The sequence below is a fragment of the Paenibacillus physcomitrellae genome (assembly GCF_002240225.1).
Classification (GTDB): Bacteria; Bacillota; Bacilli; order Paenibacillales; family Paenibacillaceae; genus Fontibacillus; species Fontibacillus physcomitrellae.
In genome coordinates, this window is sequence record NZ_CP022584.1 from 1567998 (window position 1) to 1586250 (window position 18253).

Sequence of the window (18253 nt, forward strand, 5' to 3'; positions counted from 1 at the left end):
CATCCGCCGGCTCTCTGTATGGCTGACCTAAGCTAATATTCCTCATCACAGCAGTCGTTTATGCTGATCAATTCAATTATTCCCATATATTATACATAAACATTCTGCTTGAAGTCAACGCCGATGGTAGTGACGTTCTGCTACCCAGATACAACAGGCATCCCTGCCGCAATCGAGGCCTCAATGGCAAGGGACAGACGGACGTCTACCAGCGCTTCGGATAATGAATAAGAGCTTTTGCCCGTACGCACGTATTCGCTCATTCGAAACAAAACCTCCGCGATCGCCAGCTCTTCGTCGGAAAGCGGTGCGGGATAAAACCGGTTTTGATATAACCGCCCGGAGGCTCCCCGGAGTTCCCGAAGGGACAAAGGAGCAAGGCTCCCTTCCATTCCATCCTGAATTCTGCTGATGGAAAAGGTTTCGTATGCCCCTTGGCCCAAACTTCGGGTCACTTCATCGTTCCGGATTTCCCCATGTGAACCCCGGATCAGAACCCGGTTCTTCCGCAGCGGAGAGAAATATTGCGAAGCAGCGAAGTCAAGTACAGCGCTTTTGCCGCTCTCAAAAGATAAAAGCGCGATATCCTGCAGCTCTGTCTCCAGGCCGTCTCCAACGTTTCGACCGCGGTGGGGGACCTCCAGCACAGGGTGCTTAAACTGCTGGGCTGTCACTGTACAGCTTTCATCCGAGACATCCAGCCACTGACGGATCAAAGCAATCCCATGATAACCATGGCCTGCCGATACCTGGACATGCCGCACCTCGCCCACAGCACCGGAGCGGATCAGGGCCGTCCGGGCTGCATGATGCGGCTGCAGCGGGTACTGCTCGGCTACCTGAATTCGCGGCGATTGCGCCGCAAGGGCAGCCATCTGCCGGTATCCGGCATCGTCAAAAGCAGGCGGCGTTTCGGCCAGCACGGGAACGCCGGTCTCGAACAGCTGCTCCAGCAAAGCCGCTGCCGACGTTTTGCTGACCGCCATAACCAGAAAATCGCATTCCCGCGCCAGCTCCAGCGGAGACTGAAACACCGGCAGGCCCTGCAGGGCCTCGTCCCCGCGATATTTTTCCGGGTCCCGTACAACAACTCCGGCAGGCTGAAACCACTCCGGAAGCTGGCTGGCAATCCGCAAGTAGGCTTTCCCACGCCAGCCCGGCCCGATTAATCCAAATCGCACAGGCATATTTTATAACCTCCATAATCCTTTAATCTTTTCTGATCAGGAGCCGGCGGACAACCTCCGTTTAGCATAAGCGTCAGCGCCGTACACTCCAGCCTTTTCCCCCAACTGGGCCTGCACCACTTTACAGGCTTGGGAGGATAGCTGTAAGCTGTGCTGGTTGACCGTGTCGCGCACGGTGCGAAGAAGACGTTCTCCGGCGGCTGCCATTCCTCCCCCGATAATCACCAGCTCCGGGTTAAATAAGTTTATAGCGTTGGAAAGTCCGAATCCGAGTATCCTTCCCGTTTCATGCATAACCTCCATCGCCAAATCGTCTGCAAGATCATAAGCATCAGAAATCATCCTGGCGGTGATCTTCTGATGACTGCTGCCCACCCAGCTTTGAACGATGCTTGTCTTCCCCTGCTCAAGCCGCTCGGTAAAAGTGCTCACCATTCCGACGGCCGAGACGTATCTTCCCAGGCAGCCGGAACTGCCGCAGCGGCAGGGGCGTCCTTCCCTGTACATATTCATGTGGCCTATCTCCCCGGCGCTCGCGGTTGCTCCGTAAAGGACATTCCCATCGACCACAATGCCCGAGCCAAGTCCAGTACCCAATGTAATCAAAACGATGTTGCTGAATCCTTTCCCCGCTCCAAAGTACCACTCGCCGTATAGATTGACCCTCACATCATTGTCGATATATACAGGAAACGAAAATTCCCCACTCATTTCATTCACCACGTGAATGTTCTCCCAACCGGGGAAGTTCGGGGAGAAGATGGACAAGCCCTCCTTGGGATCAAGCAGGCCCGGGATGCCTAATCCCATGCAGGCAACATTGGTATCGGCCGCCTCTAGTTCCTTGAGCATTTGTCTGACAATATGTTTAATCTTATTTATCACATAGGAAGGTCCCTTTTTAGCATCGGTCTGATCACTTCTTTCCCTTACGATTCGGCCGTTTCCATCAAAAACCGCCGTTTTGATATTCGTTCCGCCTAAATCAATGCCGACCGTGTATGCGGACACCCCTGCCCCTCCTCTTCCTACAAAATCACTTTTTATCCTAGGCGATGCCTTTCGGAATCGGAATAGATTTATGGGACGGGAACATGGAGTTTTGTTACAATATAAAAAAATAAAGCGGCCTTCCCTAATTCGGAAAGCCGCTTTATGTTCTAAATCCGGCTAATAAACAGCCGTCTTATTCATTTCTCTTAAACCCCCTGCAGCGCCGACTGGGCCAGAGCAAGCGCCCCGCAGATCCCGGCATTGTCACCCAGACCAGGAGGTACGATATAGCTCGAGATCTTCTCGTCGCTGAGGTTCGGATGCTGGACGTAGCCGTTCAGCAGCTCCTTCAGTTTCGTATGGATAAGCGGGAACAACTGCAGCTGTTTCATGACGCCGCCGCCCATGACGATTTTTTCCGGGGACAGGATCAGGATGTAATTCATCAAAGCTTGCGCCAGATAGTAGGCTTCCATTTCCCAAGCCGGGTCATCCTTTGCCAATTCGCCCGCAGGAACACCTGCACGCCGGCCGATAGCCGGGCCAGCTGCCAGTCCTTCCAGGCAGTCACCATGGTAAGGGCAAGTGCCTTCAAACGGGTCGTCCGGATGACGACGGACATAAATATGTCCCATTTCCGGGTGGGAAAGGCCGTGCACCAGCTTACCGCCGATCATCGCGCCGACGCCGATCCCGGTGCCTACGGTAATGTAAATGCAGCTGTCTACGCCTTGGGCCGCTCCCCACAAGGATTCGCCGAGAGCCGCGCCGTTAACATCCGTATCAAACGCCATCGGCACGTTAAATTCGGATTTCAGCGTGCCGATGATATTATAGTTGGTCCAGTAAGGCTTAGGGGTTGTCGTAATATAACCGTATGTATCGCTGCCCAAAACCGGATCGATTGGGCCAAAAGAACCGACGCCCAGCGCTTCGATTGGTTTGTCTTTGAAATATTCAATCACTTTCCCCATCGTTTCTTCCGGGGTTGTTGTTGGAAAGCTTACGCGGTCAAGCACTTCTCCCTCTTTTGTCCCGATGCCGCAAACAAATTTTGTTCCACCTGCTTCAATTGCTCCAAGCATGCCCTTCGCCCCAATCTGCTAAAATATGAATGCACCTAAAACCGATTGTACCATAATTCATTCGCCGATGCGGTATAAGATACAAGTATTGTCGTAAAATGTCGGATTTAGGCCGTTGGACCAACCAGGTTCTTTCCGGGAGCAGCCTGTCTTTCCTTCAAAAAAGCAAAAATGCCGCAGGCAAACCCCGCGGCATTTTATATTTAAGATCCCGGATGCGGATGATTGGTTAAAACCGCCCGGAATGAATTCCGCCAAACTAAAACCTTAACTGCTTCCCCTGCTTACCAGCCCCGGGAATACTGCTTTGGCGCTTCAAGCTCAATGCCAAGCTTAGCGGCAGCAATACGTGGCCAATAAGGCTCGCGCAGCAGCTCACGCGCCAGGAAGATCAGGTCGGCACGGCCGCTGAACAAAATTTCTTCGGCCATTTCAGGTTCGGTGATCAAGCCGACTGCACCCGTTGGAATGTCCGCTTCACGGCGAATTTGCTCCGCAAACGGAACCTGGTAGCCCGGATAAATTTTAGACGGGGCTTTCGGAATAACTCCGCCGGAGCTGACATCAATAAGATCAACGCCAAGCTCTTTAAGCCACTTCGAATAAACTACATAATCGTCCGGCGTGTCGCCTTCTTCGTGATAATCATTCGCCGATACGCGAACAAGCAGCGGACCGTCCCATACTTTCTGAACCTCTCCGATTACTTCTTTCAAGAAGCGGAAGCGGTTCTCCTGACTGCCGCCATATTCGTCCTCGCGGCGGTTCGTCATTGGAGAAAGAAACTGGTTGATCAGATAACCATGCGCAGCATGAAGCTCGATCACATCAAACCCTGCTTCTTTGGCACGGCGAACGCCGTCCGCAAAGGCCTGAACGGTTTCCTGAATCTGCTCCTTGGTCATGGCCTGAGGCGTTTGATAATGGTCGCTGAAAGCCATAGCCGATGGAGCCAGAATCGGACCCTGCAATTCCGCTTTGCGGCCTGCATGGGCAATCTGAATGCCGATATGGGAGCCTTGAGCTTTAACCAGGCCCACAAGTTCCTTCAGTCCTTCAATATGCTCATCGCTCCAGATGCCAAGATCGTTAGGAGAAATCCGGCCCTGAGGTGTTACAGCTGTAGCTTCCAGAATAATAAGCCCAACTTGGCCAACGGCCCGTGCCGGGTAATGAATTCTATGCCAGTCCTGCACTTTACCCGATTCATCTTCAACGGAATATTGGCACATAGGTGCCATGACGATCCGGTTTTTGAGTGTAATATTTTTGAGTTGGTAAGGTTCAAACAGCAAGAATCTCACTCCTTTTTCTATATATAAAATCAAGACTTATTCACTATACCCCTTTTTTTCGTATATCGCAATATTTCAATATATCTTTATCCTTATAGGAAGTCCACAATCCTGATTTAGCTGATCCAGCCGTCCAGTATTACTTTGTCCATTACCCGGGAAAAAGAAACGGCCTCCTTCCGCAGAAGAAGACCGCCGCTGCTCATTTTTACTTAATCGCCACAAAAAATAACCGCTCCGCCTCGTCATCCGCCAGTTTCCACTCGAAATCCGCATAACATTTGATCTCTTTGAAGCCAGCTCGTCTCAGCTCCGCCATCATCCATTCGGGATCGTAAGCACGCTGGATGTGAATTTCCTCAAACCGTTCGTAGAGAGCTTGTCTCGCGGCCGAAGCAGAACGCTCCAGGCTGTCCTGTTCAGCCGAATTTGCCTTGTTTATCGAACCTTTGTTAGGTGTCACCCGCGCAAAAATCGATAAATGGTGCTCAATCTCCCACCGTTCTTCATCAAAATCGCAGGTCCAAATATACGATACCTCCGGTTCATCGAGCACAAAAGGCTGCTCCTCGCCATAGCGGCGGAGGGTATCCGGATGGTGGACATCAAACAGGAAGCTGCCTCCCTCTTTCAGAGCATCATAGGTACGTACAAACACCTGGGCGATTTCTTCCGGCTCCAGCACGTAGTTCATACAATCACAGAAAGAGATGACGGAATCCACCGGCTCGGGCAGCTCCCAGCTCCGCATATCCTGACATACCCATCTGACGCTGCCTTCACGGTATAAGCGGCTTCCGCCGGCCGAGGCCTCCATTTTGTTCTGTGCGACCGATAACATATCTTCGGACAGGTCGATGCCCGTCATCTGATAACCGGCATTTGTCAGAGGAATCGTGATGCTCCCCGTTCCGCAGCCCAGCTCGGCAACCGTATGCGGAATGCCGTGCTTCTGCCACGCCGTCTGAGCAAATTCTACCCAGCTTTCATAGGGCATGTCCTGCATTAATTCATCATACACGTAAGCAAATTTCCGGTAAGCCTCCATCACGCTTCGACTCCTTTTCCCCCAAAAAAACAGAGGCCGGTCCGAAAACTCAAATAACCGTTTCCAACCTACCTCTATTTATTAAAGCGGTATATCCGCCGGTTCTTAAATTGAAAGATCTAGTCCTGATTTTCATCCGGTTTGACGAGATAAGTCCAGCTTTCCTTCTGCGTGATCTTGCCGTCCTTCATCAGCTTGCCCAGCGCCCGCTTGAATGCCGATTTGCTGATGCCGAAACGCTGCTTGATCACATCGGGAGGCGTAGCATCCGAATAAGGCATCGCTTTACCGGGCCGTTCCTCCAGAAAAGCCAAAATCTTGTCAGCATCTTCAACCTGGCTCACCTCGCGGCGGGCCGTCATGGACAAGTTGCCCCGTCCATCCTCGCGGATATGGACCACCCGCACTTGAACCGTCTCACCAAGCCGAAGCAATCGGGAACGTTCCGTGGAATGGATCATGCCAATCGCGCCAAAGCCAAGCACTCCGCCTTGAACGACGACAAAGGTTCCCATCTGCAGCGGTTTGTAGACGATGGCGTCTAACCATTGATTTTTCCAGGATTCCGGCGCCCGGAAGGCCTTGACGCTCAATTCCTGCTCTCCGGCAAGCTTCGCCTTCAGACGGCCCTGCTTGTCCTGTTCCATGATCGCATACACCCGGTCTCCGACCTGCGGATGCAGCTCCGGAAGTTCCGGAAGTTCGCGGATCGGCAGCAGCAGCTGGCGTCCGAGCCCCATTTCCAGAAAACAGCCCAGACGCGGATGCACGTCCGCAACCTCCAGTAGCGCCATTTCGCCCAGCGTCAGATAAGGTTTCTTCATCGTGGCCGCGGGCCGGTCCTCCGTATCGAAGAACAGGAACACTTCAACGGTATCCCCCGCTTTGACCGGATGCGTCACTTCCGAATAATGAAGCAGAATATCCTGTCCTTCATCTCCGCGCAGAAAATACCCGTAAGGTGAAACCTCCCGGTCTACCGGCAGAGAAACAATCGTACCTGCAATCAGACTCATACCGTCTCCACAACTTTGGCATCGGACCAAAGGCGTTCGATGTTGTAATATTCGCGTTCGTCGCGGTGGAAGATATGCACGATGACGTCACCCAGATCCATCAGCACCCAGCGGGCCGAATCAAGACCTTCGATGCCTTTGACTGTACCTCCTGCTTCATTCACCTGCTTGCGGATTTCGGCCGCAATCGCCTGCACTTGGGTATCGGAATTACCGTGGCAAATCACGAAATAATCCGAAATCAGGGAAATCCCCTTCAAATCCAAAGCAACAATATTCATAGCTTTCTTATCGTCAGCGGCCGTAACCGCGAGGTTTAACAATTCTTTTGGCGAAACTGCCATTCAGTTTCCTCCTTATACTCTTTTAAATTCAGCCTTTGGCGGCTTGAGCCCTTTTAGCTTCGTTCAACTGCTTGATGAGATCGTTCCGGGCAAACATCGTCATCGGGAATATAATTTTACGCTGCTGCAGCAAAAAAGAAATGGTCGAATCGAAGCCTGAGACCAGCGCCTCTTCGAGACTATTTTTCGCCAAATCACGAATCGTATCCACGCCCGGAAAATCCCGTCCCGGCTCGATATAATCGGCCAGGCAAATGATTTTGTCCAGCTTGGTCATCCCAATCCGTCCCGAGGTATGGTACCGGATCGCGTCCAGCACTTCGCGGTCGGTTACGCCATAATCCCGCTCGGCAACAAAAGCACCGACCTCTGAATGTAGGAGCTGTTTGTCATGTTCAAGCAGCTCCTGGTTTAAGCCTTTGTCCGCATTGTCGCGGATTACGGCCGCCTGCTGCTCGATCGGCCAATATTTGGCCACATCATGCAGAAGCGCCGCCAAATCCGCTTTAACCGGATCGGCGCCGAAACGTTCAGCCAGCTCTACAGCAGAAGCCATAACCCCTTCGGTATGCCTCCACCTTTTCTCAGGCATTTGACCGGATACCGCCTTAATCAGTTCCTCACGGGTGAATGCCATACGCTCCGCTCCTTATCATCAGATCATAAACCGCGTCCGGCACCAGATAACGGATTGATTTGCCTTGTCTGAGCCGGCTGCGGATCAGGCTGGAGGAAATATCGACAAGCGGCATTTCGGCCAGCACTACGCCATCCTGAATAAACTCCGGCAGGGAATCGAGCTCCAGCATGCTCCCCGGACGCTGCAGACCGATGAAGGTAATCATCTGAACCAGCTCGTCGATCCCCTCCCACTTCGGAAGGTAGTTCACCATATCCGCTCCGATAATAAAATAGAACTCGTAAGCCGGATGTTCGGCCAGAAGCTGCTTCATCGTATCCACCGTGTAGGAGATCCCGCCTCTGCGCAGCTCGATGTCGAGCGGTTGAAAAGCCGGATTGCTCTGGATTGCCGCTTTAACCATCTCGAGCCGCTGTTCGCCGCTGACTCCCGCCTTGGCTTTATGAGGCGGCTGATGCGAGGGCATAAACCAGACTTCTTCCAGTTCGTACTGATCTCTCGCCGCTTCTGCCGCCAGCAAATGACCGGTATGGATCGGGTCGAAGGCGCCGCCCATAATGCCTACTTTTTTTCTTGCCGTCATGCCATCAACGACCTTTCCCTTATTTCGGCAGCACGATTTGCTTGTAGTCTTTGGACTCCTTGTAAAGCACGATCGTACGGCCAATCGTCTGTACCAGCTCCGCGCCGGAACCTTCGGCCAGCTCGGCTGCAATGTCCTTCGGATCTTCGAGGCAATTGTTCAAAACGGAAATCTTGATCAGCTCTCTCTTCTCAATGGCTTCCTCGATATGTTTAATAACCCCTTCGTTGGTGCCGCCCTTGCCCACCTGAAAGATCGGGTCCAAATGATGAGCCTGCGCGCGCAAAAAGCGTTTTTGTTTTCCTGTTAACATGTTTAGTCATTACTCCATTCCATATCGTAAAATCCTGATTCTAACGAATCCAATTCATCATTCATAAGCGGGACTCATTATAAAATTAATTCTAGTATACCCCAAATTCGGTCAATACCGCCTGTTTCATCGCTTCGGAAGGAGCCGTGAGACCGGTCCAATACTCCAAGGCATAAGCGCCCTGGTTCACAAACATACCTAGTCCGCCGTGGATCCGGCAGCCCTTGGCTTCCGCCTCCTGAAGCAGCCGGGTCTTCAGCGGATTGTAGATCAAATCGCTGACCACAATTCCCTCCGGGATAAACCGTGCTTCAAGCGGCGTGGCCCCGCTGCTTGGGTGCATGCCGACCGAAGTCGTGTTAATGATAATATCCGCCCGGCCTGCATAAGCTGCCAAAGCTTCCGGATCTGTCCCGCAGGCCGTGATTTTGCCGAGCGACGCCCATTCCAAGGCCAGCTTGCTCGCATTTTCCGTTGTGCGGTTGGCGATGATGATCTCCGAAGGCTTCTCTTTCAGCAGCGCATGGACGATGCCGCGGGCCGCGCCTCCCGCTCCTAAGACAAGCACGGTTGCTCCGCTTAAATCCGGGATCGCTTCTTCTTTGAGCGAACGGATGTACCCGATGCCGTCCGTGTTGTAGCCGGTAAGAAAACCTCCGTCATTGACGATCGTATTGACCGCGCCAATCGCCTTGGCATCGGCATCCACCGCATCCAGAAAAGGAATGACGTCCACCTTATGCGGCACGGTTACGTTTACGCCGTGAAAACCTAAAGCTCGGATTCCTTCGACTGCCGCTCCGAGTTGTTCACCCTTCACATGCAGCGGCACATAGGAGCCGGACAACCCCAGCTCCTTCAAAGCCGCCATCTGCATCACCGGAGATTTGCTGTGGCCGATCGGATCGCCCATGACGCCAAGCAGCAACGGTTCATGAATCTTCGTTTGCTGAGCACGGTTTCCCATTCCGTCTCCCCCGTTTCTCTAAATCGGTTAAATCAGCGATTCCCGCACCATTACTTTAACGCCTTTAGGGGCATGGACGGCAATGATCGATCCCTGATCGCTGTTGACCTTGACCCAGCCCAGACCGGAAATAAACACATCCGAATGAGAGCCTTTGGCAATCCGGAACTCGTGTCTTGTCCAAACAGGCAATTTCTCGATATTGTCTTTGGTTGGCGGGGACAGCAGCTCTCCCGCATGGTCTGCAAACAGCTGATCCGCCCGTTCCAGCTTGGTCCGGTGAATCGGCACCCGTCCGCTCACAAAGCAGGTAAAGGAATGATGATGTCCTGTTCCCTGAATGAAATCAAACCGTGCAAACCCGCCAAAGAACAGCGTCTGTCCTTCATTAAGCTGGTAAACAGCCGGTTTAAGCGCCTTCTCCGGCAGCAGTACACCTAAATCTCGTGTGTCCACGATCTCTGTATAACGGGAAGGATACATAATCCCCGGCGTATCCACGATATACTTGCCGTCATCCAGCGGAATATTGACCATATCCAGCGTTGTCCCCGGATAACGGGAGGTAGTCAGCTCCTGCTCCAGGTCGCTGTAATCGCGAATCAAACGGTTAATCAGCGTCGATTTGCCGACATTAGTAGCTCCAACGACATAGACGTCACGATCCCCACGATATCTGCCGACAGCATCCAGCAGACGGTCAAACCCGTCGTTCTGCTTGGCGCTGCACAAAATGACGTCCTCCACTTTAAGACCCGCATCTTTAGCCTGCTTCTGCACCCAGTTACGGATTTTGTTCCAATTCGAAACCTTCGGCAGCAAGTCAATTTTATTGACAGCCAGCAGAACGGGATTGTTGCCGATGAAACGCTGCAGCCCGCTGATGACACTGCCCTGGAAATCAAAAATATCCACGATATGAATCACCAGCGCATCTTTGGTGCCAATCTGGCCCAAGAGACGCAGGAATTCATCCTGATCGGGGGTTACAGATGAGGATTCATTGTAATTTTTAATCCGGAAACAGCGCTGACAAATAACTGGATCGTTCTGCAGCGCCTTCTCCGGCACAAATCCCGGTTTGCTTGTATCTGTAGTCTGCAAGGAAATTCCGCAGCCGCTGCAGCGCGGCTGTGCGGAGGTTTCTTGAGCGGTTGTCATTTGTTCTTTTCCTCCTCGAGCCAAAGCCCGGCTTTATTCAGCCGTCCTTTGACAAAACGTTCAAGTCTGCGGTTAAACCTCGTTCCAATCCCTTCATCCCCTACCGAAATCGGCAGGACAAGCACAGTAAACAGCCCCAGACGGTTTCCGCCCAAAACATCGGTCATCAGCTGATCCCCGATGACGATCATCTCCTGAGGCTGCAAATTCATCATATTCATGGCTCGTCTGAACGGGGCATTGGAAGGCTTGCGCGCCTGATGCACAAATTCGATATTTAAAGGAGTCGCAAACTTGGACACCCTGTTCATGTTATTGTTGGATACGATCACCAATTGAAATCCGCATTTCTTTACATATTCAAACCACGCCACAAGCTTTGGATTAGATAAAGGATCCTTGGCTCCTACCAGCGTATTGTCCAAATCCGTAATGATTCCTCTGTACCCTTTGGTATACAGATCCTCCAGATCGATGTCAAACACCGTATCGACCCGCAATTTGGGCATAAATTTCTCAAACAATCTCGTCACCTCGGTTTCATAGGACAAACTATACCATAATCTTCAATTATAGCAAATAGATACGCCATGGCAGGCTTTGCCGCACACACCTGAAATTAAACACCTTAAACGAAACGTTAACTGGCTCTGGCAGGGAACAAACTGTCCAGGTCATAACGGGAAGCAGAAACGGGAGCTGCCTCCTTCCGCAGCAGCGGCTGAAAGCAGCACCCGTTATCATGTCAACCTGATTTCAGTTCTTCCAAACCGCAAATGTCCGTTTATTAAAATAAGGTATATTAAGATTCGGTTTATTAAGATTAATTTTATTAAAATTATCCGGTTTGCTTCCGTTTCTGTTCAAGCAAGAAAACCTTTAATTGCCTGGACAGCCGGATCGTTGTTCTCCAATCTTCTTCACCAACTGTTTCAGCGCTGTATTTAGCCTGCTCGAACTGTCTAAGCAGAGGTTCCAAAAGTTCTGCAACCTCCGGATGCTCGCGCTCCCAGCGCATTACAGTTTCCCTTATTGTTTCATGCTCAGCCCTCTTGTATCCCTGACGTTTCATAATAGCCAGCCATCGCCGGGATTCCGCAACCACTTTGTCCGCACTCGACAGATGTTGACCGTGTTTCAACCGGAGCATCATGAAATAAAGGGCTGTACGGTTTCTCCATGTGGCAAACGCAGCCCACAGCACGAGTGCTGCGGCCAAGATCCAGCTGATAACGGAAGCCGATATAGAGCTGTCTGAAACATCAGCCTGAGCCGGCTGGTCGGGCTGGGACGCCTCTTCCTCTTCTTCAGGCTGCTGTTCATCGACAGGTTCATCCTCCTGCTCCTGAACGGGCGCCGTATCCGGCAGCGAAAACCCGGGAGTCGCCTCAACAGGAACCCATCCGTAAGTTTCTCCTAAGTATACCTCCGCCCAGGAATGCGCATCGGCGTTGGTTACCATATAAGTCTCAAGTTGATTATCCGGATCACCAGCTTTCTCAGCCAAATCCGAAGCCGTTCCCAGCTGTCCGGGGGCATAACCCTTGACCCAGCGGGCCGGAATATCCAAGGAACGCGCCATCATGACAAGGGCAGTCGAGAAATAATCGCAGTACCCTTCCTTAATTTCAAACAGAAAGCTGTCCACGAAATCATGGGTCGTTTTCTTGCTGAGATCAGGCGTATTGGTATATCTGAAATTAGTCCTTAAATAATCTCTTAGCAGCATAATTTTGCCGTAAGGCGTATCTGTCGAAGCTGTTACCTGCTCTGCCAGATCCTTTACCCGGTCAGGAAAAGCGGAGGGCAGCTGCAAATAAGCCTGCTTATCATCACTTTCCGTACCGTACAGCTGATCAAAAGTCTCCTTTTGCAGCTCGTCTTCCGAGTATTCGGGTACCTCCGAAACTACCGTGTACTGCCGAGGATAATTACCATTGCCTCTGGAGCCGCTGGTGAAGCCGCCCCAGTACATGGTCGCTCTTTTGCCGCTCCAGATCAGCTTGGGTCTTGCATCAGCTTCCTCCGGTTCTGTCGGAATGTCCACTTGCGTAATGGAATAAGCCCCAAAGAGCACCGGATACTTCTCCTGATTCAGCATCGTAATCCGCTGGGTGATCTGGTGTTTAGCAGCCGTACCGCCCTGCGGATTCACCACACCTTCTCCGGATTCGGCTGATCTCGGTCCCGTGTTCTCCCGGGCATCGTCAATCCAGCCTGTACCGGTATAATATTCCCGGGTTTCCCCTCGCCAATAAGCTCTGGAATCCGACACCACGTTCATGACCGGACTGCTGTCGAACTGAAATCCGCCGCCCAGCTTGCTGTCGTCCCGGCTGTATCCGGAAGTAGTCCCCGAAGTTCCGCTTCCGGATTTACCGGAGGCTTCGCCGTTTGAAGCACCTCCAGCACTCGTGGTATTCCCGCCGTTCCAATATTTCTGCATAAGCGTATAAGGATCTTCAAGCACCGGGCTGATGGTAGGCATACTCACTCCAATCCACAGCACGGCAGCGAATATGAAAGCGATATTGGCAACAATCCGCAGCGGTCTTCTGCGCAGCGCCTTCCAGCCCCGGGGATGGTTCAGTTCCATCCGCCGGAAATGATTGCTGACCAGCCAGCCCATGCCGGCAAATACGACCCAAGCGGTTTCGGTCCATAAGGAATAAGGAGTGAAAGAATCAAAAATGGTAAAAGCAATAATATTTAGTCCAAGAAAAATAAGAATCCGGCTGCGCCGTTCTATAACGCGGACAGCGAGCTCAAATAAAGCCCAAGCCGCAACCGTAAACCAGATATAAGGCGCCAATTGTTCCACGGCCGCCCGTATTTTCATAGAAATAGGAAGATAAGCATATTGGTCCGAGAAAATGTGATAAATGCCTAACAATCTAATATGAAGGACAGCCATAGCAGCAAGCTTTACCAGCCACCTGAATACTGAACCGATCGGTAGAAACTCAGCGGCAGCGGTCACGATCAGCGTATACAAAACGAGGTTCGACGTTTTATCCAGCCAAACAGGCTCCGTAAACCTGTACCATTGATAAGCTAAAATGAACAGCCAAACCACCGAAGCCAGATAATACCATGACCTTGACCCGCTTCGAAGCTTATTCATACTCGCCCACCCCCTACCGCAGCGGGAAGCTCCTCAATCGCATTTAGATACGTACCTTGAATTCCGGCCGGCGACCACAAATTCTTCTGGGGTGCGGTTAATCCCATGCCCTTATTAGCCTGGCTGCCGATTTGAATATGGTAAAGGGACATCTGACGCTGGCGGGCAAATTGGAACAGTCTTGAAGAGCCCTCCAGAGATTGCGGGCTAATATAGACCAGCAGCATGCCGCTGCGGAACAGATGACCCTGGGACTCCATAAACTCATAGCCATAAGAATAACCTTTGCCGTCAGGAAGCAGATCAACCAGATGGTGCAGCATTTGCTGCTGCTGACCCAGCTCAGGCGGGAAAATGTTCGGAAACGCGTTCAGTGTACATAAACCCATCCGAATCCGGTTCCGTCCGCCATAATCCAGCAGCGAAGCCGTTGTGGAAACAGCCAGCTCAAATTGATCGGGATGCGGATAGCTCTCCCCGTTGCCATCAAGAATCAGCATCGTATTCGGCATAGATTCGTGCTCAAATTCCTTGGACTTCAGCTCTCCGGTTCTAGCCGTGGCGTTCCAGTGAATCCGCGTCATACGATCCCCGGGGACATAGTCGCGCACCCCGCCGATTTGCGTTGTTTCATGACGGGATTGGGCCTGCTGCGTCTGAGGCCCGGCAAAACGAAGCCCGCGTTCAAACAGCTGCCACCTAGGAACAAAGACAGTTCTGGGAAGAACCTGAAAGTTCCCCGGAACGCTCATCATACGTTTATGCTCCACAAGGCCGAATATATCCTCGTAGACCAGCTCCGTATCCGTAAAAGAATAGCTGCCCCGTTCAAGCGGGGGCGTCTGGTAGACCAGTTCGCCGCCGGAGCGAACCTTCGGAACGACGCTTTCCTCAAAGGACCACGATTCCCCGCTGTGACGCTTCAGCACTTCACGCACAATCACGTACGGAACCGGCAGAAACCGTGGAGGTTCCATACGAAACTTGATACGCACCTGGTCCCCGGCTTGCAGCTGCCGCTGGTCCTCGTTCGTAGACAAAGCTCTTGATCCGCGTGTCTTCAGTTTGGTTCCAAGCAGATTCAGAAACCAATATACGGCCAGCAGGGAGACCATCACAAACAGCATGATGGACGTTTTGCCGCCCTGAAACAGAACATACAATAAACATATTGCCCAAACGAAGCCAAACAGCTTGATGCCGGAAAGTCTGCGGCTTCTCTTCAGGCTTCTTAATTTGATTCGGGACATAAATCTTATCTCCCTACCGATACAGGCACCTGTATCTGCTCGAGAATGGAACGAAGCACAACTCCGGCATGGTGAGCGCCCTGTCTGGATTCCGGACGGAGCATCATGCGATGGCTTAACACATAAGGCGCGAGCATCTTAATATCGTCCGGCAGTACAAAATCCCGGCCATCCAGGAAGGCATAAGCTTTGACGGCTGCCATAAACGCTAGGGAAGCCCGCGGACTTGCTCCAAGCAAAACGGCGCTGTGCTGACGCGTAGCGCGGACAACGTCCAGCAGATATTCGGTAACCGCTTCGCTGATATGCACTTCACGGACCTCCTGCTGAAGCTGGGCGACACGGTACATGTCGGTGACCGGAACAAGAGCATCTACCGGCTGGACGACTTGCTGAGCCAGCACCATCTTTTTCTCCGTTTCGGCATCCGGATATCCCATGGTGATTTTGAGCATGAAGCGGTCCAGCTGGGCTTCAGGCAGCAGGTACGTGCCTTCGAAATCAATCGGATTCTGAGTCGCACAAAGCATAAAAGGGTGCGGCAGCGAGTAGGTTACGCCATCGACCGTAACGCTGCGTTCTTCCATAACCTCAAGCAACGCGGATTGGGTTTTGGTGGTTGCACGGTTAATTTCATCAGCAAGCAGAAGGTTGGTCATTACGGGGCCCGGACGGAATACGAATTTCTGCTCATGAGGATGATAAATGGAAACGCCTGTTATATCGCTCGGCAAAATGTCCGGATTACACTGGACACGCCGGTATTCTCCATTCATGGATTTCGCTAACGCTTTGATTAATTGGGTTTTCCCCGTTCCCGGCACATCTTCTATCAGTACATGTCCGCCGGCCAGCAGGGCAGTCAACAGCAGCCTGATTTCAAAGGATTTCCCCAGGATGCAGGATTCCAAATTCGTTCTAACAGCGGAAACAACAGCTAATGATTCGGGGTTTAAGGGCATATCCTTTAGCCTCCTAGAGTATAGTCAAATTGTTAAATTATGAGTTAGTTTCATTCAACTGGGATTTTCCTATAAAAATAGGGCTCTATGATTATTGTACATGATAATACTCAATTAAGTACATGCCAACCCAGGTTTTCCTTATTATTCAATAATAAATAAAACAAAAAAAGACAGGTAAGGGAGCATTCTCCCTTCCTGCCATTCTTCTTCCTAAACCTTGAGTCTTCCCGCCGATCAGCCTTTCGGACGAACCACAAGCGCCGCCAAAAACGAGAAGATGATCGCCGAAGAAATCCCGGCGCTTGTCACATCAAAGATTCCGGTGATCACGCCGATCCAGCCATCCCGGTGCAGCTCGGTAATCGCCCCGTGAACAAGGGAGTTGCCAAAGCTGGTAATCGGCACCGAAGCTCCTGCACCGGCAAATTTCACCAGCGGCTCATATAGGCCCAAACCGTCCAAAACCGCCCCGATGACCACAAGCGTACTCATCGTATGGGCAGGGGTCAGCTTGGCCACGTCAAACATCAGCTGTCCGACTACACAAAATGCGCCTCCAATAAGAAAAGCCCACAAAAAGATCATTGGTTTACATTCCCTCCTTCTCTATCGCAACAGCGTGAGCAATGCAGGGGATCGATTCTCCCTGCTGGTAAGACAGCGGCGACAGAAGCGCGCCTGTCGCTACGACAAGAACCCGCTTGAGATTGCCGGAAGTTATCCTTTTCAGAATATGACCATAAGTAACGGAAGCCGAACAACCGCAGCCGCTGCCCCCGGCGATCACCTGCGGCTGCTTCTCCCGGTCAAAAATCATCAGCCCGCAGTCCTCAAAGTTCGTCTGCTCCATCGGAACCCCGTCACGCTGCAATATATCCTTGACGATCGGCAGCCCAACAGAGGCCAGGTCCCCCGTCACGATCAAGTCGTAATCGGCAGGTGTTCTGCCCGTATCGCGGAAGTGCGAAACGATCGTGTCGGCAGCGGCCGGAGCCATGGCAGCCCCCATATTAAACGGGTCCGTGATACCCAGATCCTGAATTCTGCCGACCGTGGCATGGGTGACACGCGGGCCGCTTCCTTTCGCCGCCACTACCGCGCACCCTGAGCCCGTTACCGTATACTGGGCCGTTGGAGGCTTCTGGGAACCATATTCGGTCGGGTAGCGGAACTGCTTCTCGGCTGTACAGTTGTGACTCGCCGTTCCCGCCAGCACATACCCGGCGTTGCCGCTGTCAACCATCATCGAAGCGACCGCCAAACTTTCCATGGAGGTGGAGCAGGCGCCGAAGACGCCCAGATATGGAGCCCCGAAGGTACGTGCCGCAAAGGAGGCGCTGATAATCTGGTTCATCAGGTCTCCGCCGACGAAGTATTGCAGCTGGTCTTTGGTAATGCCCGCATGCATCAGCGCGGTAGTGCCGGCATGCTCCAGCAGCTTGCGCTCGGCTTTTTCCCAAGTGGGTTCGCCGATCTCCAGGTTGTCAAACACGTAATCAAAATCCGCGGCAAGCGGTCCTTGTCCTTCCTCCGGCCCCACAACGGCGGCCGCTCCGATAATGACCGGCTTTGTCTTGAATTCCCAGGTTTGTCCGCCGAGCAGCATCAGGAATGCCCCCCTTGAATGCCGAATATCGCGTAAATAACCCCGATAATGAAGGCGGCTACCACGCCGAAGACAATGACAGATCCCGCCAGCTTAAACATGTTGGCGCCAACACCAAGCACAATCCCTTCACTGCGGCTCTCCAGAGCCGATGAACACATGGAGTTGGCAAAACCGGTAACCGGCACGGCTGACCCCGCTCCCGCCCACTGTGCAATTTTGTCATAAATGCCAAGGCAGGTGAGAATAATGGAGATAATAATCAGCACGGCTACTGTCGGGTTCGCAGCCTCCCGCTCCGTCATGTCAAAAACCGCTTTGAAAAATTCCTGGATCGCTTGTCCGATGATACAAATTAAACCTCCGACCAAAAAAGCCCGAATACAGTTCTTAAATACACTGCGGGACGGTTCGTGTTTCTTGGCGATCTGCTTGTAATCTTCAGCGTTCAGCGATATGGAATTCAGCTTAACTTTTGTCCCCGGTTTTGTTTTAGTGGCCATGACTGACGCCTCCTTCTTAAGAAAAATCTGTTGTTTAGCCGTTATTATTTGTTATTTGTCCCACACTTATGATTGGATAATTATGTTTGGATAATTATGTTGGATAAAAATAAAAACGGCGCCTTCCCACCCAAGCGTTCTCCGCTCAGGTCTAAGTGCACCGTTCCTACATT

The 18253-nt window shown here is 52.0% G+C and carries 19 protein-coding genes and 1 other annotated feature (1 of these 20 running past the window's edge); all 19 genes read right to left on the minus strand.

Features of this window, described 5'->3' with window-relative positions:
• Nucleotides 1–58 (minus strand) — a binding site (T-box leader); it reaches 219 nt to the left of the window's first position.
• A gap of 82 nt (nt 59–140) precedes the next feature.
• Nucleotides 141–1187, minus strand: coding sequence for a Gfo/Idh/MocA family protein (locus tag CBE73_RS07195; protein ID WP_094093657.1), 1047 nt, complete (start codon nt 1185–1187; stop codon nt 141–143).
• A 36-nt stretch (nt 1188–1223) separates the two neighbouring features.
• Nucleotides 1224–2198, minus strand: coding sequence for an ROK family protein (locus CBE73_RS07200; RefSeq protein ID WP_094093658.1), 975 nt, complete (start codon nt 2196–2198; stop codon nt 1224–1226).
• 188 nt (nt 2199–2386) lie between these two features.
• Nucleotides 2387–3265 (minus strand): ROK family protein, encoded by an 879-nt coding sequence (locus CBE73_RS07205; protein WP_094093659.1) that lies wholly within the window; start codon nt 3263–3265, stop codon nt 2387–2389.
• 284 nt (nt 3266–3549) lie between these two features.
• Complete coding sequence (namA, locus tag CBE73_RS07210) at nt 3550–4569, minus strand: NADPH dehydrogenase NamA (protein ID WP_094096183.1); 1020 nt, start codon at nt 4567–4569, stop codon at nt 3550–3552.
• A gap of 199 nt (nt 4570–4768) precedes the next feature.
• Complete coding sequence (locus CBE73_RS07215; protein WP_094093660.1) at nt 4769–5608, minus strand: class I SAM-dependent DNA methyltransferase; 840 nt, start codon at nt 5606–5608, stop codon at nt 4769–4771.
• 119 nt (nt 5609–5727) lie between these two features.
• On the minus strand, nt 5728–6624 hold the full coding sequence (locus tag CBE73_RS07220; protein ID WP_094093661.1) for a CvfB family protein: 897 nt from the start codon (nt 6622–6624) through the stop codon (nt 5728–5730).
• Nucleotides 6621–6968 (minus strand): ribosome silencing factor, encoded by a 348-nt coding sequence (rsfS, locus tag CBE73_RS07225; RefSeq protein ID WP_094093662.1) that lies wholly within the window; start codon nt 6966–6968, stop codon nt 6621–6623. Before rsfS ends, CBE73_RS07220 begins: the two co-directional genes overlap by 4 nt.
• 28 nt (nt 6969–6996) lie before the next feature.
• Nucleotides 6997–7605 (minus strand): bis(5'-nucleosyl)-tetraphosphatase (symmetrical) YqeK, encoded by a 609-nt coding sequence (gene yqeK / locus CBE73_RS07230; protein WP_094093663.1) that lies wholly within the window; start codon nt 7603–7605, stop codon nt 6997–6999.
• Nucleotides 7589–8191, minus strand: coding sequence for a nicotinate-nucleotide adenylyltransferase (locus tag CBE73_RS07235; protein ID WP_094093664.1), 603 nt, complete (start codon nt 8189–8191; stop codon nt 7589–7591). The genes yqeK and CBE73_RS07235 overlap by 17 nt, the downstream gene beginning before the upstream one ends.
• A 19-nt stretch (nt 8192–8210) precedes the next feature.
• Nucleotides 8211–8504: a ribosome assembly RNA-binding protein YhbY gene (gene yhbY / locus CBE73_RS07240; protein WP_094093665.1), complete on the minus strand. Its 294-nt coding sequence runs from the start codon at nt 8502–8504 to the stop codon at nt 8211–8213.
• Nucleotides 8505–8595: 91 nt separating this feature from the next.
• Nucleotides 8596–9471 carry a shikimate dehydrogenase gene (locus CBE73_RS07245; RefSeq protein ID WP_094093666.1) on the minus strand — a complete coding sequence of 292 codons (876 nt, stop codon included), beginning with the start codon at nt 9469–9471 and terminating at the stop codon, nt 8596–8598.
• 27 nt (nt 9472–9498) lie between these two features.
• Complete coding sequence (yqeH, locus tag CBE73_RS07250) at nt 9499–10632, minus strand: ribosome biogenesis GTPase YqeH (protein WP_094093667.1); 1134 nt, start codon at nt 10630–10632, stop codon at nt 9499–9501.
• Nucleotides 10629–11156, minus strand: coding sequence for a YqeG family HAD IIIA-type phosphatase (locus CBE73_RS07255; RefSeq protein WP_094093668.1), 528 nt, complete (start codon nt 11154–11156; stop codon nt 10629–10631). The genes yqeH and CBE73_RS07255 overlap by 4 nt, the downstream gene beginning before the upstream one ends.
• A gap of 314 nt (nt 11157–11470) precedes the next feature.
• Complete coding sequence (locus CBE73_RS07260; RefSeq protein ID WP_094093669.1) at nt 11471–13756, minus strand: transglutaminase TgpA family protein; 2286 nt, start codon at nt 13754–13756, stop codon at nt 11471–11473.
• Entirely contained in the window at nt 13753–15006 is a 1254-nt protein-coding gene (locus CBE73_RS07265; protein WP_094093670.1) for a DUF58 domain-containing protein, read from the minus strand. Before CBE73_RS07265 ends, CBE73_RS07260 begins: the two co-directional genes overlap by 4 nt.
• A 5-nt stretch (nt 15007–15011) precedes the next feature.
• Entirely contained in the window at nt 15012–15968 is a 957-nt protein-coding gene (locus tag CBE73_RS07270) for an AAA family ATPase (protein WP_094093671.1), read from the minus strand.
• Between the two features lie 237 nt (nt 15969–16205).
• Nucleotides 16206–16556, minus strand: a complete 351-nt coding sequence (gene spoVAE / locus CBE73_RS07275) for a stage V sporulation protein AE (RefSeq protein WP_068696623.1) — start codon at nt 16554–16556, stop codon at nt 16206–16208.
• A gap of 4 nt (nt 16557–16560) precedes the next feature.
• Nucleotides 16561–17577 carry a stage V sporulation protein AD gene (spoVAD, locus tag CBE73_RS07280; RefSeq protein WP_094093672.1) on the minus strand — a complete coding sequence of 339 codons (1017 nt, stop codon included), beginning with the start codon at nt 17575–17577 and terminating at the stop codon, nt 16561–16563.
• Nucleotides 17577–18080, minus strand: coding sequence for a stage V sporulation protein AC (gene spoVAC, locus CBE73_RS07285; protein WP_094093673.1), 504 nt, complete (start codon nt 18078–18080; stop codon nt 17577–17579). The genes spoVAD and spoVAC overlap by 1 nt, the downstream gene beginning before the upstream one ends.
• Between the last annotated feature and the right edge of the window lie 173 nt (nt 18081–18253).